This is a genomic window from Pseudomonas fluorescens (genome assembly GCF_003732425.1).
In the GTDB taxonomy this organism is placed as follows: Bacteria; Pseudomonadota; Gammaproteobacteria; order Pseudomonadales; family Pseudomonadaceae; genus Aquipseudomonas; species Aquipseudomonas fluorescens_BE.
This window is the reverse complement of the sequence record NZ_MOBX01000003.1, coordinates 283,736-308,010: the sequence shown is the minus strand read 5'-3', so window position 1 is coordinate 308,010 and position 24,275 is coordinate 283,736. Positions and strand designations below refer to the sequence as shown.

The 24,275-nt window shown below is 58.3% G+C and carries 27 protein-coding genes and 2 pseudogenes; 20 read left to right on the top strand and 9 right to left on the bottom strand.

All coding sequences use genetic code 11. From position 1 onward, the window contains the following. Window positions 1-130 precede the first annotated feature (130 nt). The 4 genes from BK670_RS04145 to BK670_RS04130 form a co-directional block, all read right to left on the bottom strand. A complete protein-coding gene (locus tag BK670_RS04145; RefSeq protein ID WP_123448716.1) occupies window positions 131-460 on the bottom strand; it encodes a hypothetical protein in 330 nt (109 codons plus the stop codon). Window positions 461-611: 151 nt separating this feature from the next. Beyond that, entirely contained in the window at window positions 612-1,637 is a 1,026-nt protein-coding gene (gene rtcA / locus BK670_RS04140) for an RNA 3'-terminal phosphate cyclase (RefSeq protein WP_123448715.1), read from the bottom strand. Window positions 1,638-1,645: 8 nt separating this feature from the next. After that, window positions 1,646-2,434 carry a nucleotidyltransferase domain-containing protein gene (locus BK670_RS04135; protein WP_123448714.1) on the bottom strand — a complete coding sequence of 263 codons (789 nt, stop codon included), beginning with the start codon at window positions 2,432-2,434 and terminating at the stop codon, window positions 1,646-1,648. A 13-nt stretch (window positions 2,435-2,447) separates the two neighbouring features. Further along, on the bottom strand, window positions 2,448-3,674 hold the full coding sequence (locus tag BK670_RS04130; RefSeq protein ID WP_123448713.1) for an RtcB family protein: 1,227 nt from the start codon (window positions 3,672-3,674) through the stop codon (window positions 2,448-2,450). A 246-nt stretch (window positions 3,675-3,920) separates the two neighbouring features. Between BK670_RS04130 and rtcR the strand changes: the two genes are divergently transcribed. From rtcR to BK670_RS04065, 13 genes and pseudogenes are all read left to right on the top strand, one after another. After that, entirely contained in the window at window positions 3,921-5,519 is a 1,599-nt protein-coding gene (rtcR, locus tag BK670_RS04125; RefSeq protein ID WP_123448712.1) for an RNA repair transcriptional activator RtcR, read from the top strand. A gap of 122 nt (window positions 5,520-5,641) precedes the next feature. Beyond that, window positions 5,642-5,911: a hypothetical protein gene (locus BK670_RS04120; protein WP_123448711.1), complete on the top strand. Its 270-nt coding sequence runs from the start codon at window positions 5,642-5,644 to the stop codon at window positions 5,909-5,911. Window positions 5,912-5,956: 45 nt separating this feature from the next. Further along, window positions 5,957-6,352, top strand: coding sequence for a hypothetical protein (locus BK670_RS04115; RefSeq protein ID WP_259697524.1), 396 nt, complete (start codon window positions 5,957-5,959; stop codon window positions 6,350-6,352). Window positions 6,353-7,113: 761 nt separating this feature from the next. Next, window positions 7,114-7,356: pseudogene (locus BK670_RS29790) on the top strand (site-specific integrase); the annotation flags it as partial. A gap of 150 nt (window positions 7,357-7,506) precedes the next feature. Then, window positions 7,507-8,499 carry a SphA family protein gene (locus tag BK670_RS04105; RefSeq protein ID WP_123448709.1) on the top strand — a complete coding sequence of 331 codons (993 nt, stop codon included), beginning with the start codon at window positions 7,507-7,509 and terminating at the stop codon, window positions 8,497-8,499. A gap of 15 nt (window positions 8,500-8,514) precedes the next feature. Beyond that, the gene (locus BK670_RS04100) at window positions 8,515-9,696 is read left to right on the top strand and encodes an MFS transporter (RefSeq protein WP_123448708.1); all 1,182 of its coding nucleotides are present in this window, start codon (window positions 8,515-8,517) and stop codon (window positions 9,694-9,696) included. Window positions 9,697-9,731: 35 nt separating this feature from the next. After that, on the top strand, window positions 9,732-11,177 hold the full coding sequence (locus tag BK670_RS04095; RefSeq protein WP_123448707.1) for a carotenoid oxygenase family protein: 1,446 nt from the start codon (window positions 9,732-9,734) through the stop codon (window positions 11,175-11,177). A gap of 228 nt (window positions 11,178-11,405) precedes the next feature. Beyond that, complete coding sequence (locus BK670_RS04090; RefSeq protein ID WP_123448706.1) at window positions 11,406-12,257, top strand: fumarylacetoacetate hydrolase family protein; 852 nt, start codon at window positions 11,406-11,408, stop codon at window positions 12,255-12,257. A gap of 3 nt (window positions 12,258-12,260) precedes the next feature. Continuing rightward, window positions 12,261-13,082 carry an IclR family transcriptional regulator gene (locus BK670_RS04085; RefSeq protein ID WP_123448705.1) on the top strand — a complete coding sequence of 274 codons (822 nt, stop codon included), beginning with the start codon at window positions 12,261-12,263 and terminating at the stop codon, window positions 13,080-13,082. Window positions 13,083-13,103: 21 nt separating this feature from the next. Further along, the gene (locus BK670_RS04080) at window positions 13,104-14,750 is read left to right on the top strand and encodes a bifunctional 3-(3-hydroxy-phenyl)propionate/3-hydroxycinnamic acid hydroxylase (protein ID WP_123448704.1); all 1,647 of its coding nucleotides are present in this window, start codon (window positions 13,104-13,106) and stop codon (window positions 14,748-14,750) included. Window positions 14,751-14,772: 22 nt separating this feature from the next. Continuing rightward, window positions 14,773-15,621 carry a VOC family protein gene (locus tag BK670_RS04075; protein ID WP_123448703.1) on the top strand — a complete coding sequence of 283 codons (849 nt, stop codon included), beginning with the start codon at window positions 14,773-14,775 and terminating at the stop codon, window positions 15,619-15,621. A 72-nt stretch (window positions 15,622-15,693) separates the two neighbouring features. Beyond that, window positions 15,694-17,172, top strand: coding sequence for an aldehyde dehydrogenase family protein (locus BK670_RS04070; protein ID WP_123448702.1), 1,479 nt, complete (start codon window positions 15,694-15,696; stop codon window positions 17,170-17,172). Between the two features lie 70 nt (window positions 17,173-17,242). Beyond that, window positions 17,243-18,274 (top strand): helix-turn-helix domain-containing protein, encoded by a 1,032-nt coding sequence (locus tag BK670_RS04065; RefSeq protein WP_123448701.1) that lies wholly within the window; start codon window positions 17,243-17,245, stop codon window positions 18,272-18,274. A 59-nt stretch (window positions 18,275-18,333) separates the two neighbouring features. Here the strand turns inward: BK670_RS04065 and BK670_RS04060 are convergent. Both BK670_RS04060 and BK670_RS04050 read right to left on the bottom strand, forming a co-directional pair. Next, window positions 18,334-18,666, bottom strand: a pseudogene (locus BK670_RS04060) (MlaA family lipoprotein); the annotation flags it as partial. A 488-nt stretch (window positions 18,667-19,154) separates the two neighbouring features. Beyond that, the gene (locus tag BK670_RS04050; protein ID WP_123448699.1) at window positions 19,155-19,505 is read right to left on the bottom strand and encodes a hypothetical protein; all 351 of its coding nucleotides are present in this window, start codon (window positions 19,503-19,505) and stop codon (window positions 19,155-19,157) included. Between the two features lie 196 nt (window positions 19,506-19,701). Between BK670_RS04050 and BK670_RS04045 the strand changes: the two genes are divergently transcribed. From BK670_RS04045 to BK670_RS04025, 5 genes are all read left to right on the top strand, one after another. Next, window positions 19,702-20,106, top strand: coding sequence for a hypothetical protein (locus tag BK670_RS04045; protein WP_123448698.1), 405 nt, complete (start codon window positions 19,702-19,704; stop codon window positions 20,104-20,106). After that, window positions 20,103-20,294 (top strand): hypothetical protein, encoded by a 192-nt coding sequence (locus BK670_RS04040; RefSeq protein WP_123448697.1) that lies wholly within the window; start codon window positions 20,103-20,105, stop codon window positions 20,292-20,294. Before BK670_RS04045 ends, BK670_RS04040 begins: the two co-directional genes overlap by 4 nt. Then, entirely contained in the window at window positions 20,291-20,485 is a 195-nt protein-coding gene (locus BK670_RS04035) for a hypothetical protein (RefSeq protein WP_123448696.1), read from the top strand. Before BK670_RS04040 ends, BK670_RS04035 begins: the two co-directional genes overlap by 4 nt. 156 nt (window positions 20,486-20,641) lie before the next feature. After that, window positions 20,642-21,379 carry a hypothetical protein gene (locus BK670_RS04030; protein ID WP_123448695.1) on the top strand — a complete coding sequence of 246 codons (738 nt, stop codon included), beginning with the start codon at window positions 20,642-20,644 and terminating at the stop codon, window positions 21,377-21,379. Next, complete coding sequence (locus tag BK670_RS04025; protein ID WP_123448694.1) at window positions 21,376-21,939, top strand: siphovirus Gp157 family protein; 564 nt, start codon at window positions 21,376-21,378, stop codon at window positions 21,937-21,939. The genes BK670_RS04030 and BK670_RS04025 overlap by 4 nt, the downstream gene beginning before the upstream one ends. Here BK670_RS04025 and BK670_RS30045 read toward each other — a convergent pair. Then, on the bottom strand, window positions 21,932-22,069 hold the full coding sequence (locus BK670_RS30045) for a hypothetical protein (RefSeq protein ID WP_185036719.1): 138 nt from the start codon (window positions 22,067-22,069) through the stop codon (window positions 21,932-21,934). The two genes, BK670_RS04025 and BK670_RS30045, sit on opposite strands and share 8 nt — an antisense overlap. A gap of 116 nt (window positions 22,070-22,185) precedes the next feature. Here BK670_RS30045 and BK670_RS04015 point away from each other — a divergent pair, with 116 nt between their 5' ends. Beyond that, window positions 22,186-22,650, top strand: coding sequence for a hypothetical protein (locus BK670_RS04015; RefSeq protein WP_123448693.1), 465 nt, complete (start codon window positions 22,186-22,188; stop codon window positions 22,648-22,650). A gap of 75 nt (window positions 22,651-22,725) precedes the next feature. Continuing rightward, the gene (locus tag BK670_RS04010; protein ID WP_123448692.1) at window positions 22,726-23,088 is read left to right on the top strand and encodes a hypothetical protein; all 363 of its coding nucleotides are present in this window, start codon (window positions 22,726-22,728) and stop codon (window positions 23,086-23,088) included. Here BK670_RS04010 and BK670_RS04005 read toward each other — a convergent pair. After that, entirely contained in the window at window positions 23,085-23,402 is a 318-nt protein-coding gene (locus BK670_RS04005) for a hypothetical protein (protein WP_123448691.1), read from the bottom strand. The two genes, BK670_RS04010 and BK670_RS04005, sit on opposite strands and share 4 nt — an antisense overlap. A gap of 106 nt (window positions 23,403-23,508) precedes the next feature. Next, window positions 23,509-24,207, bottom strand: coding sequence for a hypothetical protein (locus BK670_RS04000; RefSeq protein WP_123448690.1), 699 nt, complete (start codon window positions 24,205-24,207; stop codon window positions 23,509-23,511). Window positions 24,208-24,275: the final 68 nt, after the last annotated feature.

Below are 24,275 nucleotides of genomic sequence, written 5' to 3'. Positions count from 1 at the left end.
GGCGGCGCGGTTCGGCATACTGGTCGATCGTTTTGGCGTGTCGTGGATGGTCAATTGCGAAAGCGAAAAGTGACGCCGAGATTTTGTCAGCCATGAAAAAGCCCAACCTGTTCAGGTTGGGCTTTTTGCTTCAGCGCTGGGCTAATTCGTGGCGCACGCATTGTTCGTAATAGGTCTGCTTGACCGCCGCCGGTTTGAGCTTCGACGTGCTGTTGTAGGTTTGCTCGGTAATCCCCATCGCGGTCATGCGCATCCACGGCTGCTGGAAGCGGCGCACCTGCAATTGTTTGCGCGCGCCATACAGCGAGACGCCTGACAGCTTCGATTGCTGAGCACCGGCAGCGATATCCGAGCCCCAGATACAGGCAAAGCGATGGCTTTTACTCAACTCTTTCGCCTGCACACCGGTGGCGAGGACAGCCAGGGAAAGCGTTGCAACGGTGATGACAATCGTCCGCATAGAGCCAACCTAACCTTTTGAAAAAAGGCGATTTTGCCGGGGAAGCAAAAGTCCGGGGGCCAGCAATTTGCCGCCTTTCGCGAGTTTTTTGCAGACGTAAAAAAGGGCGGTGGGATTTCCTGATGAAATCCCACCGCCCCTGGCCTGACGATCAGTTGGCGCTGACCTCAACGCGCAAACGATCAGCACCCTCTTCCCGACAATCAATGCGAACCGGCAAAAACAACTCTATTACCGCGATATTGCTGTGCAGATGCTCGGTCATGCGTGGCGTAGTGAAAGAGCCGCCACCGGCCAGCGCCATTGGCAACAGCAACTGATCGGCAAGGTGCTCGGCTACCGCAGCACCACTGCGCAACCAGTCGGTGGCCTGATTGATCGCGGCATCGGCTACTTTCTCTGCCCGTAACGACACTTGGCCAAACGCGCTGAACACTTCGGTGACGTGCTCGAATGCGTACTCCAGCAACAACACATTGCCCGGCCCCCGCGCCGGATCGAGCGTGACCTGTTGCAGCGCCGCAGGCAGCAGACCCAAACGCTTGGCTACCTGGCTTAACTCACGTTCGGCAACCGTCGGTGCCAGCCCGGCGGTCAGCGCCGAGGCGTGCTGCGATATCGCCTCGCCGCGTTCACACAGGTCCAGCCGCGTCAGGTTTGACGGCTGCACTTTCACCTCAATCTCACCGCCGCCTGCCGGAACAAATCCATGTCGCAACAAGTCCAGCTCAACGTTGGCCCCCATGCGGCGCAGCAGCGGCAGCCAACTGCGCGTGAGGAAATCGGTCGGCGGCGCCAGCGGATTATGCGTGCCACCCGAGATGCGCACCCGACTTGCCTGCGTTGCCCGCAACAATGCTGGCAACAAGGTCTGCAACACCAGCGTGCAACTGCCAGCCGTGCCGATGGCAAACTGGTAATCGCCAGAGCGAATCGCGCCGGGTTCGAAGCTCAAGGCTTGCGAGCCCAACTGCGCACCGGAAACCGTTGCGCCGCAGACCTCGGCCGCCGCCATCACCGCCGTCAAATGTTGCCTCAGCAATCCCGGACGGCTGCGCCTGGCACGAATCTGTTTAATGCGAAACGCCCGGCCCGTCACCATCGACAGGCTCAAAGCGCTGCGCAACACCTGGCCGCCACCGATGGCACCGTCCAGCTCTATCACTTCCTGTTTCATTGCATTCCTTACGCATACAGCCCGACGGTATCCCTGAGGTACTGATCCAGCCGTCGCGAGTCTTCCTGAGTTCTGGGTAATGTGGGCACTTCGCGCTCAAGCTCAGCCGCGATGAACCCGTGCAACGCCGGTCGACGCGGCCCGTAGGCGCTCTCATCGGCATTGCGTTTAAGGGCGAGCAATTCGTCGACTTCATCGAGCAACGCGCGGTCGTCGACCGTGGTCAGGAGATCGGCGAACGTCATCGGTGGCCGGCCTCGTCCCTGATCGATCCAGCGCACGGCCAATAATGGTCGCAGCACGTAGAAGTACTTCTTCAAACGCACGGTTTCACCTTGCAGGTAACCGCGAAAGTTCTTCTTTGCCATCGACAGATAGTGATTGCGCGCGGCTGGCGGGCTGTAGAACGCTTCAGCGAGTTCGCGCAACTGCGCCACCTGCGCGGTTTCACTGCGATAAACCAGCGGCGAGTCGAGCCACTCCAGCAAGGTCGGATTGGATTTGCGCAACAACCCGAGGGTTTTGCGCAGCTCCCAGCCACTGACATCGAGTTCATCGTCCAGCGGACGTTCGATCACATCACGCGGCGCATCAACCTGAACGAACCACGCTGGCTTTTCCACATACACAAATCGTACGTCGTAATCGCTGTCGGTCGAGGCGAAACCCCAGGCCCGACTGCCGGACTCACAGGCATACAACATCGTGACATTGCGCTCGCGCTCTATCCGCGCCAGCTCTTCCAGGACTCGCGCGCGCATGGTGTTGCACAGCGGGTGGCGCTCTTCGAATTCCATGATTTGCTTTCCTTTATCCTTTGACGCACACCACCTGACGCAAGGTGTGCAGCACTTCCACCAGTTCACGCTGGGCGTGCATGACTTTGTCGATGTCCTTGTAGGCCATCGGAATCTCGTCGATCACCGCTTCGTCCTTGCGGCACTCCACATGGGCCGTGGCGCGAATCTGATCCTCGACAGTGAACGTATTCTTGGCCTTGGTCCGACTCATGGTGCGGCCGGCGCCGTGGCTGCAGGAACTGAAGGATTCCTCGTTGCCCAGTCCGCGAACGATGAAACTCTTGGCGCCCATCGAGCCTGGAATAATCCCCAGCTCGCCCTTCTTCGCCGACACCGCGCCTTTGCGGGTGACCAGTACCTCTTCACCGAAATGCCGCTCTTTCTGCACGTAGTTGTGATGGCAGTTGACCGCTTCCAGCGCCACTTCAAACGGCTTGCGAATAATCTGCCGTGTCGCCTGAATCACCGCGCGCATCATCAGCTCGCGGTTCTGTTTGGCGAAGTCCTGCGCCCAACCCACCGCTTCCACATAATCATCAAAGTGCTGGCTGCCTTCTTCGAAGTAGGCCAGGTCACGATCCGGCAGGTTGGCGATGTGCTGACGCATATCCGCCTGAGCCATCTGGATGAACAGGTTGCCGATGGCGTTGCCGACGCCACGCGAGCCGCTGTGCAACATGAACCAGACCCGGTTGGCTTCATCCAGGCACACTTCGATGAAGTGGTTGCCGCTGCCGAGCGTACCGAGGTGCCCGCGGTTGTTGGTGTTGGCCAGTTTCGGGTACTTGTCGGTGATCAATTTGAACCGTGGATGCAGCCCCGCCCAGGCCTGATCGGCTTGCTGCGGGATTTCATCCCAGGCGCCCTTGTCGCGCCGCGAACGGGTCGAACTGCGGCCATGCGGCACCGCTTGCTCGATAGCGCTGCGCAGCCCGTGCAGGTTGTCCGGCAGATCGGCAGCCGTCAGTGACGTGCGCGCGGCGATCATGCCGCAACCGATGTCGACGCCGACCGCCGCCGGAATGATCGCACCGACTGTAGGAATGACGCTGCCGATGGTCGAACCTTTACCCAAATGCACATCCGGCATGACCGCAAGATGTTTGAAGATGAACGGCATTTTTGCGGTGTTCATCAACTGCTCGCGCGCCTCGTTTTCCACCGGCACACCTTCGGTCCAGAGTTTGATCGGCTTGCCGTTGGCGACTTCGAGCAGTTGGTACGTGTGTTCTTTCATGTCTTTATTCGACTGCGTATTGGAGAGATTTGGGTTGGCCATCCTGGCTTCTCGCTGGCTTGACCTGTTCGTTGCGATAGACATAGCAGCGGCTGTGCCAAGTTTGTAATTTTTCTGAAAAAAATCACTATCTATTTGTTTTATATAGTTTTTATATTTCACGCTGTTATTTGATCGTTTGAATAACGACAAACCACGCGCAGAAAAATTATCATTGAGTATCGTTTTTTATCTTTTGAGATAAGCATGCAAAATAAACGTACCGTTGCCATCGGTTTTATCGGTGCCACCCTTGATCGCGTCGGTAAAGGCGCCAATCGCTGGAGCCATTGGCGCCCAAGCGTGGGCCTCTGCCAGCAGCCGGATGTGCTAATCAATCGGCTTGAGCTGATTCACGGCATCGACGCCCGCGATGTCAGTCTTGCTGAGCGGGTGCGCGCCGACATCCAGCAGGTTTCACCGGAAACCGAGGTGCGCCTGCACTCGATGGCGTTGCGCAATCCATGGGATTTTGAAGAGGTCTACGGCGCGCTGCATGATTTCACCACTGCCTACGCGTTCGACACCGAACACGAGGACTACCTCGTCCACATCACCACCGGCACCCACGTCGCGCAGATCTGCTGGTTCCTGTTGACCGAGGCGCGCTACTTGCCCGCTCGCCTGATCCAGACCTCCCCCGCCAAGCGCAAGAGCGAAGACGAGCACGCCTGCGGCACCCACGCCCTGATCGACCTTGACCTGTCGCGATACGATCGCATCGCCTCGCGCTTTGCCAATAAACGCCTGGAAGGCCTGGCATTTCTGAAGTCCGGCATCGCCACACGTAATGCCGCGTTCAACCGCTCCATCGAGCAGATCGAACGCGTTGCGGTGCGTTCGAAAGCCCCCATGCTGCTGATCGGTCCGACCGGTGCCGGCAAATCCTTTCTGGCCCGACGCATCTACGAACTCAAACGCAACCGCCATCAGATGCAGGGGCGCTTTGTTGAAGTCAACTGCGCCACCCTGCGTGGCGACGGCGCGATGTCGACCTTGTTCGGCCACAGCAAAGGCGCCTTCACCGGTGCACAGAATGCCCGCGACGGCCTGTTGCGCGCGGCGGATGGCGGCATGCTGTTTCTCGATGAAATCGGCGAACTGGGCGCCGACGAGCAGGCGATGCTACTCAAAGCGATTGAAGAGAAACGCTTCTTTCCACTGGGCTCGGACAAAGAGGTGGAGAGCGACTTCCTGATCATCGCCGGCACCCATCGCGACCTGCGCAGCCGTGTTGCTGAAGGCTTGTTTCGCGAAGACTTGTACGCACGCGTCAACCTCTGGACGTTCGACCTTCCCGGCCTCGCCGGTCGCCGCGAGGATATCGAGCCGAATATCGATTTCGAGTTGCAGCGCCATGCCCGCGAGCATGGGCAATTGGTGCGCTTCAACCTTGAAGCGCGCCGACTCTATCTTGCCTTCGCCAGTTCTCGCGAAGCGGCGTGGCTGGGTAATTTCCGCGAACTGTCTGCATCGATCACGCGCATGGCGACATTGGCGGACAGCGGGAGGATTGATGAGGCGCAGGTGCAGGAAGAGATTGAGCGGTTGCGTTATGCCTGGGGCCTGAGCCAAATGGGGGACAGCCCGGAAGATTTGCCGGGAGATGCACAAAGCATGGATCTGTTTGACCGCTTGCAGTTGCGCGCAGTACTTGAGGTCTGCCGGCAAGCAGACAGTCTGTCAGATGCCGGTCGCCGCTTGTTTGGTATCTCGCGCCTGGCCAAGGCGCAACCGAATGATGCGGACCGTTTGCGCAAGTACCTGGGCCGATTCGGGATTGAATGGAGCCAGTTGGCGCCGTAGATCTCTCAGACGTATAAACCCGGCCACCTTAGTGACCCGGGATGCCGCTGGTCTGATGCGCCGCACCTTCGCCCTGTGAGTTATTCCAATGCAGTACATCCCCTGGCTCGGAAGACGACGTCATGAACAAGCGAATGATTGCAATCGGATTGGCAAGCCTGGTTTCGCTTTGCCCACTGTTTTCCCTTGCGACTGAAAAAACCGACGGCTCCTCAGCGCCTCCGACTGTGATGCCCGGTGTAAATCAGGGCGGATCCGCATCAAAAGAAGATAAAGCTGATAAGAAAGGTGAGGAGGCATCAGGATCAAATTCCGGAGCCGAGGCGCACGAAACACAGAAGGATGCCGACAGCTCGAGCGATTCTGCAGATGTCAAAAAATCCAGCCAGTGAACGGCTGCTTTTGACCGCTGAACAGATGGTAGCGCCGAGCCATGAATGATAACGTTCCTGGCCAAAAATCAAGGAAGGCGCGCCATGCTCAAACGGTGTCTGGCAACAACAATATTGTTCACTTTCAGCCTTTCAGTACACAGCGCATCTTTGCCCAGCGAATATCTGGAAGAGTGCCAGCGAGTCGAAAATTCGGCCAAAGCCATCATGAAGGCCAGGCAAGAAGGCGTACCTCTCTCCTCCGTTCTGGAACTGGCCGACAACGCTGGAAAGGAAAGCGAGTATGTGGGTAGTTTGTACAAAGCCTTGATCGGGCAGGCCTACGACATGCCTAGGGAGTCGGACCCGAGGAAGCAGGAGAAGGTGGTGGCTGACTTTCAGAAAACTTTTTATTCGCTTTGCATCGATTCGGCGGAGAAAACGGCGGGTGGAAGAAGCTGACGGGGAATGTTCTTCTAGAGACAGCAAAACCCGCCGAAGCGGGTTTTTGAAGATCAAACGATTAAACGGGGCCGCACGGATTTAACGAGGCATTTACTCGCTGTGAGTTAGCAGCGGATTTGGCACCGACCAGGACCTTGCAAGAGATTCCGAGCTGACCGCTAGAAGCCGCGGCCGACGGATCTTTCGAGGGTTCAGCGGCACTCAATCGGTGCCAACTACCTGCAAAATGGTTTGTCACCAAAACAGCAAGAAGTCGGGTGAATTTGCGGTCTGTTTGGCACTGCGGTTTGGGCCCAAAAACGTCGAATTTGAAGGTATGAGTGAGGCTCTTGGACGCGATGGTTTGATTCCAAATGGGCCCTGGGCATTGTGATCAAAGGGTCTTCAGGAGGCCCACAGCCCGTCAGCAATAAATTCGAATAGATGCGCCCTCCCCGCGCTCTGTTCCGTTTCCCCAGCGCACAATCGGAAGTCCGGCTTTCGCTGCTTCCGTTTGTCTTCAAAGGCACGGCCCGCGTGACTTACAGCCGGTTTCGCTGATTTGGGATGGTGACCTTTAAGAACGAAGAATCGGAACTGAGCTTCCCGGGTTTAGCGTCGCGGAGCGGGTGAGGGAAAACGCCCTAATTGCCCGGAAACAAGGCGTTAGGCAAGACCCTCTGACATGCGAAAAAGCTGAGAAAGGAAGAGAAATATCAAACAGTATTGGTGCCAAAGGCAGCGCGAAAAAGGGCCAAAAACGGCGTGAACTCACACCGGATGATGGGCATGTGGACGTAAAGGTGGTGAGTAAACAGGTCGGCGATCGCCGGGCCCGGTTCAAAAACCGCAAAGCCCTCTCACGACGGCGTCACAACGACACTCTGGTCCTTGCCGACAGCCAGAACGGTGACTGGACGCCACATGATCTGCGCCGCACGGGCGCGACCATGATGCAAGCCTTGGGGGGCAGCCTGGACGTCATCGATCGTGGTCAAAACCATGTGCTGGCTGGCTCGCGATGGCCTGCGCTAGAAACCGTACCTCCCTCAACATGACGCTCTCAGTCAACTCTGACCGCTGCGTTCAAGCAACACGAAAGCTCAAGAATTAAAGTTGAAGCGCCAGGGGAAGCAACCCCAGCTCACAACTCCAATAATAGAGCGACGTCAATGAGACTGAACACATCGTTGCCAGCGTGCCTGGCTTTCAGCTTCGTATCACTTGCCGCCCATGCTGCAGAGGGCCCTCCTCCGCCTTCCGTCAGCCAGCCCAGCGGTATCAACCTGGGCGGCACCAGTTTCTACGACGGGTTCGCCGGGCCTCCCGGGCTGACGCATCAGACCTATCTGAAGTTCAGTACGTCCAGCAGCATTCGTGACAATGCCGGTAAAGACAACCGCAACTTCGATAACCCGAAAATCAATGTCATTACCCTGATCAACCAGTTCAGTTATTACTCACCCAACACCATCGGCGGCGGCGCGCACCTGGGCTGGAGCCTGTTGGTCCCCGTGGTCTCCCTTGACGGCGACTTTGGCGACAACGGCGTCAAGCTCAAGGACAACGGGGTCGGTCTGGGTGACGTCACTGTCGGCCCACAGATTCAGTTCGACCCGATCGTCAACGCCGAAGGCCGGCCCGTGTTTGTGCAGCGCGTGGCCTTCGATACGATCCTGCCCACCGGCAAGTACGACAAACACAAAGACTTGAACCCCGGCTCCAATTACTTCTCTTTCAACCCCTACTGGGCTGCGACTTTGATGCCAGCACCACGCTGGGAAGTGAGTTGGCGCTTAAATTATTTGTACAACTTCAAGAACGACGATCCGGCCAGCAGTTCGGCACAGTTCTTTGAAGGGCGACCGGTGCGCGACACCCAATCCGGGCAATCGGCCTGGGCCAACTTTACGGCCTCGTACGAGGTGTTCCCGAAGGTGTCAGTCGGGATCAACGGCTATTACTTCAGGCAGATCTCGGATGACCAGGTCAACGGCGACCGCCTGAGCAACTCTCGCGAGAAAGTACTCGGCATTGGCCCCGGCCTGTTCTGGAAAATAACCGAGGACAAGGCCTTCTGGCTCAATACCTATAAAGAGACCGGCGTGGAAAACCGCAGCAAAACCGATTACGCCGTGCAGGTTCGCTACGTTCACAAGTTCTGACTGAGGTGATGTTTGATGAATGCGCTCAACTCCATCGACAGCAAGAAATCACTGGGCGCTATTTGCCTGATGATGGTCATTTCCCTGGGCACGCTGCAGATCCAGCCGATTCTGGGTGGCGCGTTGATTGATCAACTGGGCGTGCCGCTCAATGCCATCGGCGTGATTTTCGCCGCTGAGCTGATCGCGATGGCCATCGCCTGCGGCGTATGTGCCCTGCTTATGGCACGTGTCGACCGCCGCCGCTTTGCACTGGTTGCCTTGTTGATATTGGCCGCCGGCAACCTGGTCAGCACCCAGCTTCACAGCCAGACGTGGCTGGTGGTTTTCAGGATCATCTGCGGCGCCAGCGGTGGCGCAGTCATGGCGGTGGTGTATGCGACCGCTGCACTGCGCAGGTCGAAAGATGCGACGTTTGCCGTGATCAATATCGGCAACCTGCTCTGGGGCATGCTGCTGGTGACGTCCATGCCCCTGCTCTTGCAGGCGTTTGGCGTGCAAGGTGCCTTTTTCCTGCTGGCCATCACCAGCCTGCTCGCCGCACTGGGTTGCTGGAGAATACCCAGGCACTACTCAGACGCTCACCGCATTGCCCACGGTGCAGCCCGGCCGTTCGGGCTGACCTCTATGCTGCTGATCGCGCTTTTTGCGCTGCTGTTCTTCGGGCACTCCGCTCTGTGGGTGTATCAGGAGCGAATCGGCAGGAGTCTGGGCCTGGAGCCCCAGCAGATCGGAGCCATCCTTGGTGGCAGTATCCTGGCCGGCGCGCTGGGTGCAGGACTCTCCGGTCTGATCGGGCGCCGTTTGGGTTTGCTGTTCCCGCAACTGTTGAGCTTCGGTACCGCGTTACTGGCGACGCTGATCATGGTCTACGGCGACAGTACCGTTGCGTTCGCCACCACGGCTTGCCTGATTCATATGGTGTGGTTTTTCAGCTTGCCGTATCTGCTTTCCATGGCCGCCGAACTGGACCCCTCTGGTCGATTGGCGGGCTTGGGCAATGCTGCGATTTTCGTCGGTCAAGGGCTTGGCCCCTTCGGCGCCGCGCTGGTGGTCGGCGAGGGACACTTCCGCGCGGTGGGCTGGCTAGCCGCTTGCGCTTATGTGCTGGCCTTGATCATCTCGTGCCTGGTGGTGGCTCGCTTCCGTCGAGGCGTAAAGCCTTGCGGGCAGGCGCTCTCGACGCAATCCGCCTGAATGTCATTAATGAAACCGATCCATGAGATGAAGCGATGAATACTCCATTCCCCAACACCCCCGAATTTTCCGGGGCGCTGTACACACCCAGCCGCGTAGAGGGCGAGGTGCACGACCTTGGGGTCGAAGGCGCGATCCCCGAGGCGATCCGTGGCACCTTTTATCAGGTGTCACCGGACCCGCAGTATCCGCCCATGCTGGGCACCGATATTTTCTTCAACGGCGACGCCCTGGTCAGCGGCTTTTACTTTGCCGATGGCAAGGTCTCGCTGCGCCGCCGCTACGTGTTGACCGACCGCTTGGTCGCTCAACGCCGTGAAGGACGTTCGCTCAATGGCGTGTACCGCAACGTCTACACCAACGACCCGCTCGCGGCAAAAAACAACACCACCGCCAACACCTCGGTGATCCCGCACAACAACGTCCTGCTGGCACTCAAGGAGGATGCCATGCCCTGGGCGCTGGACCCGCAGACGCTGGAGACCCTCGGCGAGTGGACGTTCGACGGGCAAATCGACGCTGCGACCTTCACGGCCCACCCCAAGCTCGACCCGGCCACCGGAAACCTGCTGGCCTTCAGTTACGAAGCCAAAGGCGACGGCACACCCGACATGGCCTATTTCGAGATTTCGCCGCAGGGAAAACTGCTGCATGAGATCTGGTTCCAGGCGCCCTACGCCGCGATGGTCCACGACTTCGCGGTCACCGAGCATTACGTGGTGTTCCCACTGATCCCCCTGACGGTGGACGTCGAACGCATGAAAAACGGCGGCCAGCATTTTCAGTGGCAGCCCGAGCTACCCCAGCTGTTTGCCGTGGTGCCGCGCCACGGGCACGCGCGGGACGTGCGTTGGTTCAAGGGGCCCAAGGACGGCTTCCAGGGCCATACCCTGAATGCCTTCGACGAAGACGGAAAAATCTATCTGGACATGCCGGTCACCGGCGGCAATATTTTCTATTTCTTCCCCCAGGCGGACGGCTTCGTACCACCGCCGGAAACCCTGGCAGCCAGCCTGATGCGCTGGGTGTTCGACCTCCACAGCCCACAGGATGAACTGCAACCGCAGGCGCTGACGGACTATCCCTGTGAATTTCCCCGCTGCGATGACCGGTACATAGGCCGTCAGTATGAACACGGGTTCCTGCTCGCCTTCGATCCGCAGCGGCCCTATAACCCGTCGAACGGGCCGATGCCGTTTCAGTTCTTCAACCTGTTGGTGCACCTCAACCTGACAACCGGTGTCACCGATGCCTGGTTCCCCGGTGACAGCGGATGCTTTCAGGAACCCATTTTCATTCCACGCTCGGCTGAGGCACCGGAAGGTGATGGCTACGTGGTCTGCCTGCTCAATCTGATTGCTGAAGCCCGCACCGAGCTGGTGGTGCTGGACTCCACTGACATGGCGGCCGGCCCCATCGCCCGCATCAAAGTTCCGTTTCGCATGCGCATGTCGCTGCACGGCTGCTGGGCGCCGCGCTAACTCAGCATTCGCCTCCCCTCCTCCAATAGCAATGCCCGTAGCCATCCAAACGCTGGAATGGCACGGGCTATTTGGCGTTTCAGGCATCAATCCGATCACCGAATAGAAAAAACACACTTATTCCGAATTGTAGGATTTATACAAAAATCCTACTTTACAGGATTAAGTCACAAGACTAGATTAAGGCCATTGCAGCCCATCTCCCGCTCCGCGTTCAGAGGACACTTCATGAAATTCGCGAGTTTTATCGTTCAAAGCCGTACGAGCTACGGTGTGGTTGAAGGTGATCAGGTGATTGACCTGGAATCGGTCAAATCCACCTTCGGCACTGACCTCAAGCAGGCCATCGCCGCCAACCGCCTGGGCGAACTGACCCAGGCCATCTTGGCACCACTGCCACGCGTAGCATTGGCAGACGTGACGTTCCTGCCGGTTATCGCGAACCCCGGCAAAGTGCTGTGCATCGGCATCAACTACGCCACCCACGTGCGTGAAACCGGCCGTGAAATGCCGACTTACCCGATGATTTTCACGCGTTTCGCCGACAGCCAGGTGGCCCACCTGCAACCGATCATTCGCCCCAAGGCTTCGCACAAACTGGATTTCGAAGGCGAGCTCGCGGTGGTCATCGGCAAAACCGCACGGCACGTCAAAGCGATGGATGCGCTGGACTATGTGGCCGGTTATGCCTGCTACAACGATGGCAGCGTCCGCGACTGGCAGAAGCACACGATCCAGTTCGTGCCTGGCAAGAATTTTCCGAACACCGGCGGCTTCGGTCCCTGGCTGGTGACCGGCGATGAAATCGGCGACCCCCAGGACCTGGAATTGACCACCCGCCTGAACGGCGAAGTGATGCAACACACCCGCACCAGCGACATGATTTTCGACGTGCGCCAGCTGATCGAGTACTGCTCCACGTTCACCGAACTGGCGCCCGGTGATGTGATTGTCAGTGGCACCACCGGTGGCGTCGGCGCCTTCCGCGAGCCGCCGGTATGGATGAAGCCAGGCGATATCGTCGAAGTCGAAATATCCGGCATCGGCATTCAGCGCAATAGCATCGCCGACGAGCAGTAAGCCATGAATCCATTGTCTGAATCAGAACACCTGCCCGAGCAGGACGCCGATAGCAAAGGCTCGAGCCTGGAGCGCATGCTGCGGGTGCTGGATTTATTCACCGAAGCCAGCCCAATCTGGGCGGTCGACGAAATGGGCGCAGAGCTGGGTTATACCCGCTCAACCATCTACCGCTACGTTCGCGAACTGGCCGAGGCAAACCTCTTGTTTCAGGTCGAAGCCGGGCGCTACGCATTGGGTGCACGAATTATCACCTGGGACCGCCAACTGCGCCTGAGCGACCCCCTGGTACGCGCAGCACAGTCGCTGGAACACGAACTGCCCCGCTGGAGCGAGCAGCAGGTATGGCTGATCTGCCGGCTGTTCAAGGATCAGGTGGTGTGTATCCACCAGCATGGCGAGTTGTTCAGTGAGGTCAGCTATTCCCGTGGCTCACCCAGGCCGCTGTTCCTCGGCGCCACCTCGAAAGCGATCCTCGCCAACATGACCTCGCGCCAGCACAGCCAACTGTTCCTTGAAAACCCCGATGAAGTGCGCGCCAGCCATCTCGGCCACACCTGGGAACAGTTCCGCCGCTCACTGCAGCAACTGCGCCGCCAGGGGTATGTCGCCAGTGCGGCTGAAATTGATCCCGGCGTCTACGGCCTGGCGGCACCGATCTTCGACAGCGACGGCAAGGTGGTGGGGAGTATCAGTTGCGTTCGTCCGATTCAGGCGCGCGACATCGCCCAGGAAGCGCAACAAGGGGCACAGATGCTGGCCCTTGCGCAGGCGCTGTCGCAATGCATGGCGGCGCTCACCCATAGCCCCCGGCAGCCGGACTGAAACCTTTGGAAGGGAATAACAATGACAACCCTCAACAGCCTCAGCACTCAAGTCCTGATCATCGGTGCCGGTCCCACCGGGCTGACCCTGGCCAACCTGCTCGGTCAGGCCAATGTCGACACGCTGATCATCGACCGCAAGGCCGGCACCGTGACCGAACCCCGCGCCGTCTCGATCGACGATGAATCCCTGCGCACCATGCAGGCGATCGGGCTGGATGACGCCGTACTGCGTGACGTGGTGCCCGGCTACGGCGTGCATTACTTTACCCACCCGGGCGGTCGTTGCTTTGGCAAGGTCGAGCCCACCGGCAAGTTGTATGGTTTTCCCAAACGTAATGCCTTTCGCCAGCCGTTGTTCGAAAGCACGCTGAAGAGCGGCCTTGAGCGTTTCGCGAGCCTGACAGCACGCTTCAATCACGAACTGCTGGAGTTCACTCAAGATCAGCACGGCGTGCGTGCCTTGATCATGGACGCCGATGGCCAACTGCTCAACGTCAAGGCCAACTACCTGGTCGCCTGCGACGGCGGGCGCAGCCCGGTGCGCAAGCAACTGGGGATCGAGATGGTCGGGTCGAGCTTCGCCTCACGCTGGCTGGTGGTCGATACCGACCAGGACGACGACCCGTTCTGGCAGACCCGCGTGTACTGCGATGCCAGACGCCCGGTCGTGGAAGTACCCGGCCCGCACCGCACACGGCGCTTCGAGTTCCTGCTCAAGCCTGGGGAAACCGATGCGCAGGCGCTCAGCCCCGCGTACCTGCAGACACTGCTTCGTCCGTTCAAGGGTGATGCCCCGGTGTCCATCGTGCGCAAGACGGTCTACACCTTTCATGCTCGCGTTGCCGAGCGTTGGCAGGTGGGCCGCGTCTTTCTGGCCGGCGACGCCGCGCACTTGACCCCGCCCTACGCCGGGCAAGGGATGAACAGCGGCGTTCGCGATGCCCACAATCTTGCCTGGAAGCTGATCGGCGTCATCAAGGGAAAAATGGCCGCGACCGCCCTGCTGTCCTACGAAAGCGAGCGGCGCGACCATGCCTGGGCCTTGATCAAGCTGGCCCTGAACCTGGGCGTGGTCATGGCACCGGCCACCGTACTGCGGGCTCGCTTGATCAGCGCGGCCTTCGCATTGATCGGACTGGTGCCACCGCTGCGCGACTATTTCCTGCAAATGCGCTTCAAACCCAAACCGCGATTTACCAAAGGTCTGGTGCTGCCCGAGGGCAAGGCGGGAAAGCTGGCCTGTGGGCAAATGTTTCCTCAGCCTTTGCTGACCGATGCCCAAGGCCACGCCCACTTGCTGGACGCGAGCATCGGGGACGGCTTTGCCCTTATTCAATATGGCGACCCTGCCCGCCAGCGTCTTGACCAACTGCACCACGGTCTTTGGGACCACCTGGAAGCCAAGCGCATCCTGATCCTGCCCGCGCACTGGCAGACACTGCCATCGCTCCCGGGCTGCACCGTGCTGCAAGACCGTGAAGAGGCGCTCAAGGGCGTGCTCGGCGACAGCCAACAGTTTCTGCTGCTGCGCCCTGATCGCTATGTCGCCGCCATCTTCGACATGGCCACCCAAGACCAGACCGCCGAATCATTGCAGACGCTGTTCGGCATCACCCTGACGAACAACTGCGCGGCTCAGCCACGCATGGCACCCGTCTACCCCTGAACCTTCAGCCCCAGAGGTGTTTATGCAAACCTTGCAGACTTCCACACCCGCACGCCTGTGCTATCTGCACCTGGCAAGTAAAGATCCACAGCAGCAAGTCGAGTTCTATCGGCGTCTGCTGGACATGGACGGCCTGGCGCAAGCCGACGGCAGTTGGCTGCTCCAGGGGCCCCAGCGAGCCATGCTGGTTTCGCCCGCAGACCACAGCGGCCTGCTCGCCGCGGCGTACGATCTGGGCAGCCAGCCGCACTTGAGCGAGCTGCACGCGCGCCTGGTAGCCAAAGGGTGCAGCGTCGAACCGCTCGACTCGCCGTTGCTGGAAGCGGGCGCCTTTCAAATCCGTGATCCCCAGGGACGGCAAACCGTCTTTGGCGTCGCCCGCAGCGCCTCCACGCCCCACCCCGGGGGCATGCCGGGACGCCTGCAGCACGTGGTGTTCCAGACCACCGAACTGGAAGCGATGATCGACTTCTACGTCAACACAGTGGGCTTCACCGTCTCGGACAATGTAGTGGACGAGCAAAGCGGCCAGCTCACCACCTGTTTCCTGCGCTCGGACGATGAGCACCATTCGCTGGCGTTTTTCCGCGGTTCAAAAAACGAATGGGACCACCATTGCTACGAAACCAACGAATGGAACGATATTCGCGACTGGGGCGACCGTTTCGCCAAGGAACGCATCACCCTGTTCTTCGGCCCGGGCCGCCATGGTCCGGGCAACAATCTGTTCTTCATGGTGGTCGACGCCGATCGCAACCGCTTGGAGTTCTCGGCGGAGCTGGAAATCACCGAGGCCACTCGCCCGCCTGGCGTCTGGCCGCAGGAGGAGTACACCCTCAACTCCTGGGGACGCGCCTGGATTCGAAGCTGAATACGGTCAATCCAAAGGGTCTGCCCTCACCCACCCGCAATCGACGCGGCTACCTGCCTCTAAGGTAAGACTATGACAACTCCAATACTCGCGGCCTACGCCATCAACGGCGATCAATACATCAACGGCACCTGGCGTGCAGGTCGTTCTGCACGCCGCCTGGACGACCGCAACCCCTTCAACGGCGAATCCTTGCTGGAAATGCCCCTGGCTTCGGTTGCCGATCTGGACGACGCTTACCAGGCCGCCCAGCGCGCGCAAACCGAATGGGCAGCGCTGCACCCGACCCAGCGCAGTGCACAGTTGGAAAAACTCGCCCAGGTCATCCAGAACCGTCGCGAAGAAATCATCGACTGGCTGATTTGTGAGTCCGGCAGTACCCGTATCAAAGCGAGCATGGAATGGCAGTTCACCCTCAACCTGGTGCGCGAGTGCGCAACGCTGCCGATGCAGGTTGAGGGCCGGATCCTGACCAGCTACAAGCCTGGCGAACAGAGCTTCGTGTTTCGCGAGCCGCTGGGGGTGGTCGGTGTGATCAGCCCCTGGAACTTCCCGCTGTACCTGAGCATGCGCTCGGTGGTCCCGGCACTCGCGCTGGGCAATACCGTGGTACTCAAGCCTGCCAGCGATACTGCGGTGACAGGTGGCCTGCTGATTGCCCATCTGTTCGAAGAAGCCGGGTTCCCGGCGGGCTCGCTGAACGTGGTGGTCGGCGCAGGTTCGGAGATTGGCGATGCGTTCGTCGAGCACCCGATACCGAGCCTGATCTCCTTCACCGGCTCCACCGATGTGGGACGCAATGTCGGACGCATCGCCACCGGCGGCAAGCACATCAAGCGGGTGGCGCTGGAGCTAGGCGGTAACGCGCCGCTGGTGGTGCTGGAGGATGCGGACATCGAGATAGCGGCGCATGCCGCAGTGGTCGGGCGCTTCCTGCATCAGGGCCAGATCTGCATGAGCGTCAATCGGGTCATTGTGGATCGCTCACTGTATGCCGACTTCGCGGCGCTGGTGGTCGAGCGCGTGCGCAACCTCAAGACCGGTGACCCGGCCAACGCCGACACGGTGATCGGGCCAGTGGTCAACCAGAGTCAGCTCGATGGCCTGCTAGGGAAGATCGACGCCGCCGAGCGTGCCGGTCTCAAGCAACTGTGTGGCGGCCAGGCTCGCGGACTGGTGCTGCCGGCCCACGTCTTCGGCGAAGTGAGCCCCGAACAGGCCTTGGCTCGCGATGAAACCTTCGGTCCGTTGCTGCCACTGATGATTGCGCAAAACCAGGCACATGCCCTGGAGTTGGCCAACGCCAGCGAGTACGGTCTGTCCAGTGCAGTGTTTACCCGTGACATGGCGCGCGGCCTGAGCTTTGCCCGGGGCATCGTGGCGGGCATGACCCATATCAACGACATCACCGTCGATGATCAGCCCAATGCGCCGTTCGGAGGCGAGAAGAACTCCGGCCTTGGGCGCTTCAACGGTCACTATGCATTGGATGAGTTTACCCGAGCCCATTGGGTCACCTGGCAAGCCGGGGGCCATCACTACCCGTTCTGATCGTCTGTAAAGATCGGGCAGGGTCCAACCCTGCCCCTTCAGCCAATACAAAAAAACAAGAGGCGAAACAATGAATAATCTAGCCTGTGTGTCCACCGATCAGGTTGTTCGCTCTGATCGGCTGATGAAGTGGAAAGAGTTCATGAGCGATCACCTGGGCCGCACGCCGGAGTATATAAAGCGCCTGGAATCGACCAGCATCGATCCGCTGCAGGACGCAAACTTCCAGGGCAGACTGGAATACGGTGACCTGGGCCAGTTGCGCTTCTGCCGAATGACCGCCAGTGCCCATCGGTATTCACGCCACCTGAGCAAGGCGCTTGACGCCCACGACAGCCCCCGCATGTTGATCCTTCAACTGGCCGGTGTCAGTCACTTCGAGCAAGGCCAGCAACACAGCACCGTCGCGCCGGACGAAATGCTGCTGGTCGACTGCGGCAAACCCTTCAGCGTCACGAGCACCCAGGGCTGCGAGCACTTTCTCCTGCTGTTCCAGGGCGCCGCCGGGCAACCGACACACCCCGGCGACATGCACCTGAACGGCCGCAACGGGCTGGGCCGCATGCTGATGCACCTGATCAGCGACGCCTACCAGCACTATCCGTTGCTCAACAGCCACTCGGCCGCACTGATCGGCGACAGTATCGCCGGCCTGCTGGACAACGCGCTGAAGAACAAACAGGACGAAAAACAACTCGACCACGACTTCCGCTTCTTCAAACAGAATCGCCTCAAGGCGTATATCGAGCGCCACCTGGCCGACCGCGACCTCAGCATCGAGCGCATCGCCAACGCCGAGCAGTGCTCAGTGCGCAGCTTGCATCGGTCATTTCAGGACGACCTGGGGTGCAGCGTCAGCGAGTACATCTGGCAGCGACGGTTATCCCGCTGCGCCGAGGACCTGCGCAACCACGAACAAGCCCATCGCTCGCTTACCGAGATCGCCTATGCCTGGGGCTATGGCAGCAGCTCTCATTTCAGCCGGCACTTCAAATCGACATTTGGCATGTCGCCCCGACTGTTTCGTGAAACCGCCAGTGACACCCGCATGAAATCCACTGCGGCGTCCCCCCAGGCGCCGTCCATCAGTGCCAAGGCTTAGATGGACGACCTTTGCGATCAATTCGGGTCACCGCCCGGCACCTAGTCGTAACGCACTGATTAAAAGTCATCCTTTACGTTTCCATCCTTGATCTTGAACTCTCGGGTTTGCAGATAAACACTTCGAATAAAGTTGTATTTATCGCCAGTGATGAGCTTTTCAGATTTTAAATATTGAGCGCGCCCGTCGATCATGCTCACGCCATACAGGCTATTACGCGCAGGGACGTCACCGATGTAGCGAACGGGGTTGGCATAGGCATCGGGAAGGATGGCTGGCGCGTCGCGAAGTGTGCTTGGCCCCAAGATTGGCAGTACAAGATAAGGACCACTCTTTACCCCCCAGTGACCGAGGGTTTGGCCGAAATCTTCGTCACTGCGCTGCAGCCCCATATCCAGCGGGAGAACAAGCCGAAAGGCCCGCGGCTGGAGGAACAATTTGAATCGATCTGTACCGCGCCAGTAGCGCCGAAGGATCAGCGGAAAGTTTCACTGATGCACCTGGTGACGGGTGCATTGGGAAAACAACCGAGGGCAACACGATGAACAAGGTCATTCACATCACCCTGCGCGGTGAGCTGCAGGTCTTCGCCGACGCCGACCTGAATGCCTGCATCCGAGAGGCGAACAGGCTCAACGCTGAACGCGGACTCGCCAGCGGCGTGCGTGTTGTTGAGTGCGAAGACGGACTTCGAATGACGGCAGCCGATTGCAAGGCTGCCGCCCGATCCTCTCTGCGATCTTCCAGGCAGGGCGCCCGCTCGCGAGGGAGGTGCTGATTGAAGTTCAGCGAGATCGCAATCCGATGCGGACGAAACTGGGGCCTATAACCGCCCACCTGCATAAAGGTATGAACCACAGCAAATTTAGCAGTGAGTGACTTACTTCGCAGTAATCAATCCACCACAGAGGCTGTCTAGCAAATTCTGGCCGCCTTTGGAATTGAAAAACTCAGTCGACTGCTTCACCTCCATTTCGTACCTAGGGTTTGTAGCAACATCACGGATGTGTTTCGCCATCTCGTCAGTCATGCCCTCTTTCTGTTCCGTCAGGAATTTTTCTAAAGTGATACCTGCTTCTGGATGTTTTTTTGCGCACGCCTGGGTGGATGCTACAGCCATAACCGCAGTGTTGTGGTCTGCGACAACGTCTGTGGCAGCCGGAGCTGGAACAGCATAAGCGAGGGCAATCACCGCGATGGCTGCAGCACTGCGAACTTTACTTAGAAACATTCAGATCTCCCGATCTCAATTATTTGGCATTAATGCCAAAACGTATCGGCCAAGCTCGCTGGTTCCTTTAGCAATTTAGCCGCGCACCTCCGACGCCACTCGAATGCACTCACCTCCGCGCCCAACGGCAACCAGCGGAGCGGACGAGTGCATCCGAGTTTTGTTGAATCAACACCCCGCCACTCTGGAGACGACCATGTCAGCTCTACGTAAACCCATTCCGGAAGACAACTTTCTCGACACGGAGCCAGGTCAAGAATGGCTGACTGAGTCGGTCGACGATCTGCTTCATCGGCGCCACGTAGAGGCGCCAAATCCGGTAGGTCGAAGCAAGGTTCTGGTCAACGCTGACCACTTACCGGAGGCGCTGGCGGATCACATGGCCGCGAACCCGGATCTTGATCGGTACATCGAGAAGATTTTGATCGAGCTGATCAGGCGAAAAGAAGGCGGGATTCTGCACGCCTGGGCCATCGAAGCCGTCGGCGGTGATCCGCAGATCGTTCGGTCGCTCGCCAGCGACCTGGTCGCGGTGCACGCCAACGAGTACCGAGATGCGAAACGCGAAAGCGATCGCGTAGAGCGGGAGTGCGGGTTTTGAGCCCCCACATCCTGATCGATCAAGCCCTTGATGGTGTGTCGGCGCAGGCCGGCGAAGAAGACATCAGCTTGCTGGTACAGGGGCTGATCACCCGCCTCTTCACTGACGGCGCGATCACCACCGACGAGTTCAACCACTACTGCAAGCGGCTGCGTGACACCTGTCAGCGGCGCAAGGAGGAAGCATGAGTACGGCACCAGTTAAATCGCTCATCGACGAACAGCTCGAAGACATCGAACACAAGATCGCCCTCCTCGGCTTCGGCCTTCCCTTCAATGAGGTGATCGGCCGCAAGCGCGAGGATCTGGTGGCCAATCTCCCGCAACGCCTGGCGCCTTCCATGCAGGGCAAACGGATTGCGGTGAGAGTTCGGCTGTGACCAGTCGCCAATGGGCGCGCCGCCTGATCATTTGGCGCGGCGCGTTCTCTTCCCTCGGCGTTTTCACCTTCCTGATGCTGCTCAGCGCCCTCGCCGACCGCATCACTCAATAAACCAAGCATTCAATCGCTGCGCTGGGCGCGGCAAGGATTCCTCATGTCCACGAATACGCGGATCTGGGATCGGGTCAACACAACCGATCCGAGTGCCACCAAGAATTTCACAGGGATGGGCGGCTTCAAGGGCACAGCCATCAAGCCGACCTACCTGATGCGCAAAGCCACCGAAGTGTTCGGCCCATGCGGTGAAGGTTGGGGCTGGACCATCCTTGAAGAACGATTCGACGAAGGTGGTCCGTTGCAAGCGCCGACCAAAGAATGGCCGACCGCGCCACTGATCAACGCGAAAGTCCACACCGTGAGAATTGAGCTTTGGTACCAGGGCGAAGGCGGACAGAAATGCACCGTGACGCATTACGGGCACACGCCGTTCGTTCTCCTGCAGCAAGGCAAGATCATCACCGATTGGGAGGCAGCAAAGAAGTCGCTCACAGATGCGATCGGTAAATGCCTCCAGCCGCTCGGATTCGCCGCGGACATCCACATGGGGCTGTTCGATGACGCTGCATATGTCGAAACAGTTCGGGATGAGGTGGCGTTGAACAAGGCCGAAGATCGGGTGGCGGAGGAAGATCGTCAGAAACAGGAACGGCAGGATTACATCAAGTCGGTCATCGACACCATGGCTGGCGCCCAGTCTGCCCAGGAACTGAAGAAGATCCACGACGTCGCCGTGCGCAAGTTGACTATTCGAAAGGACACCAGAGGTGCCGAGCGCATTTCACTGGAGTGGAAGCGCATCACCGAAGCCACTGAACGGGAGAACGCAGAATGACTCAACTTTACGCACTGACCGGCAAGCTCGCCGAACTTCAGGGAATGGCCGACACCGATGATGAGGGCCTGAAAGAGGCCCTGCAGCACGCCATGGACGAGATTCAAGGCGAGTTCGAGGTGAAGGCCGACAACATCGTCATGCTACGTCGAAACATCGAGAGCGATATCGACGCCATCGACAAAGAGGTCGAGCGCCTGAACGAACTGAAACGCGTGAAGAAAAACAGCGTTTCCCAAATCAGTGATTACCTGCGCCGGAACATGGAAGCCGCGGCGATCAAGTCAATCAAACGACCGTTGTTCACAATCACGCTGGCACTGGCGCCTGAAAAGGTGATCGTCGACAAGGAAGATGAGATCCCTGATGACTTCATCGAAACGAAGACTGTGTTCGCCCCTGACAAAAAGTCGATTGCGGCGAAGCTCAAGGAAATCCGGGATCACAACGACGCTGTGCGAAAGCGTATCGAAGCCGGCGAGGACGCGGAACATGAACTGCTACCGGAACCGGTCTGGGCTCACCTTGAGCGCGGAGAAAGCTCAATCCGGATCAAGTGAGGCCAGCATGATCGGCAATCACGTCAACCTGATCGAGCAGCAGCGGCAGCACGCGGAATCCATCAATGACTAGGTCGCCCAGTACCTGGCCACCGGCGGGCGGATCGAACAACTGAAAAGCCCGTCGCACAACCCGCTACCACCGCCCCGCTCAAACAACATAGAACCTGAAACGGTGCTCAAGCGGCGCCCGAAGCCGATATCGGCCGCCGACCGCAGGGCTATTCGCAAAATGGCGGACTCGCTATGAAGTCAAAACGCAAACCCAACAATGGTTTCGCCCGGGCCGAACGCAGCTGCCGGGCGCTGCTGCGCACCAACCACGTCGCGGTGGTGAACATCGACCCCAGCGGCAGCCAGATCATGGCGAACTGGAAGAGCTGCAAGCAGATCCGAAGTCTCGCGATCGCCAACGCGATATTCGACTTCTCCTACCGCTGGACGATCTATATCGGCGCCATGTGTCGAGACGAGCGCGGCGCCGAGTACATCAAGTCGGTCGAGATCTCGCCCGAGGGCATCTACAAGGTCGAGCGCCTTACCGATGCCATCGAACATTACTACCTGGAGTTGCGCAACAGCGCGAACCCGACCCATCTGGTCGCGTCAGGCTGGATTGTCATTCCCGACGAGATATCGATGGACGAAGCCCAAGCCGCGAAGCTGTTCTACGCCGCCGGCGCCTGGCATCAGGTGAAGGTCGCAGCGTGAGACGTTCCAGATCCCAACAACGAAAACGACAGACCTGGCTGGACTTGCCGGCCAGCGGAATTGAAGAGGTAGGCCATGGCCGAGGAAAAGGAACTGACGGAGGAAGCCAAGAAGCAGCGCAGGAAGCGCGAGAAATCGGCGGCGAAGGACGCTGCATTGGGCGTCGAGAGGTTTACGGTTGAAGTGGCCGGAGTGTTCAAGCCTGACCTGAAGGCAGTCATGAAGGCCCACGGCATCAACAGCCAGCAAGAGGTTCACCAGTTGCTGCTGATGAACCTGATCGCCGCCGACTTCGAAACTCAGGCCCAGATGCTCCGATGTGTCACGACACCTTTTGTGGTTACTGAAAAGGTGTCACGCATCATTCAGGCAGCCGGCATGAAGTCGCTCGCCGACGATCCGCCAGAGCCTGACGACGAAATAGTCCGGAATGGTTAAAGCTTCAGATGAGCCAACTCATCATCAATGACTGCTTCAGCCTTTAGAATCGCTGCGGTTGCGTACCGGTAGTAAATCTGAAGATCGTCATAGTCGAGTCCAACTTTCCCGTCTTGAATTTCCCGACAGCGAAGCAATGCGACCTCTATCAGCCCGTGCTCCAAAATATTGTTTGCTGCTTCTCCACCTTCGGTTTGGCCGATTCGACGAGCAAGTTCACCCACTTGCTCAAGCTTACTCACTGCGGCTGCACGGCCCTGTGAATCTAGATCGGGGATTTTGTGCCACACCTGGTCGACGATTGATTTTTTCACAGCTATCTCCTTGATCCGGCTCCATGCCGGGCCGAACACAAATACTTCACCTCAGACTAAATTGCCAACAGTTTTGGCTTGCTTAGGCTGCGAAAACTTAAGTCTATCAATTGCTCAGAGCCTCCAACTTTTCTTTTAGTTGATAAAGCCGTGAGTATTCAGCGAGGCAAATCTTTAGTTCTAACTTAAGCTTATCGTGCGGCGATTTTTGAAAATTTTGAGTCGCCGACTGTATCGAACTCTTATCGTTAGCAAGAACAATAAGATCTTGAGGATCTAATATTTCCTTTGAGAGCACTGCAGAACTAATAGTTCGATTATGACTGCGCAAAATAATTATTTCCATTTGCGCCAAGAGCAAAACGGGGATTCCGAGCAAAACCTCCCTCCTAATTTTTTCTAAACAATCGTACTCTTTGGCGAGATCAATCACGCGCCAAAATTCCGGAACTCTAGGATCGATCAATTCGATGGTGATTGGCCCACTCTCTGACCTTACGATCAGTCGAACGAGGACTCTCAGCGTTTCAACTCTAGATTTTGTTAGGCTCTCAATAGCTTTCATTGCATCAGCTTTGACTTCCTTTAGTTTGACTACATTTCCAACTATGGAAATTTCTTGTAGTTCCGGAGCAAACCCAACAGCAATAGCCAAAACTGCAAAGGAAATTACAAATGCAGTAAATTCAGCACCGGAAAATTTACACATAAGCAGAAATACTATAGCAAGAGAGAGAGCCAAGCAGAATCCCAGACTTGCTCCAATAGCTAGATACCGTCGGTTATTTGTTTTTCTGATGATCATCTGTGCCCCCCTCCAATTTAGTGGCTTAACACAAATACCCCACTTCTACGAATCACGCCAGCCGGCGA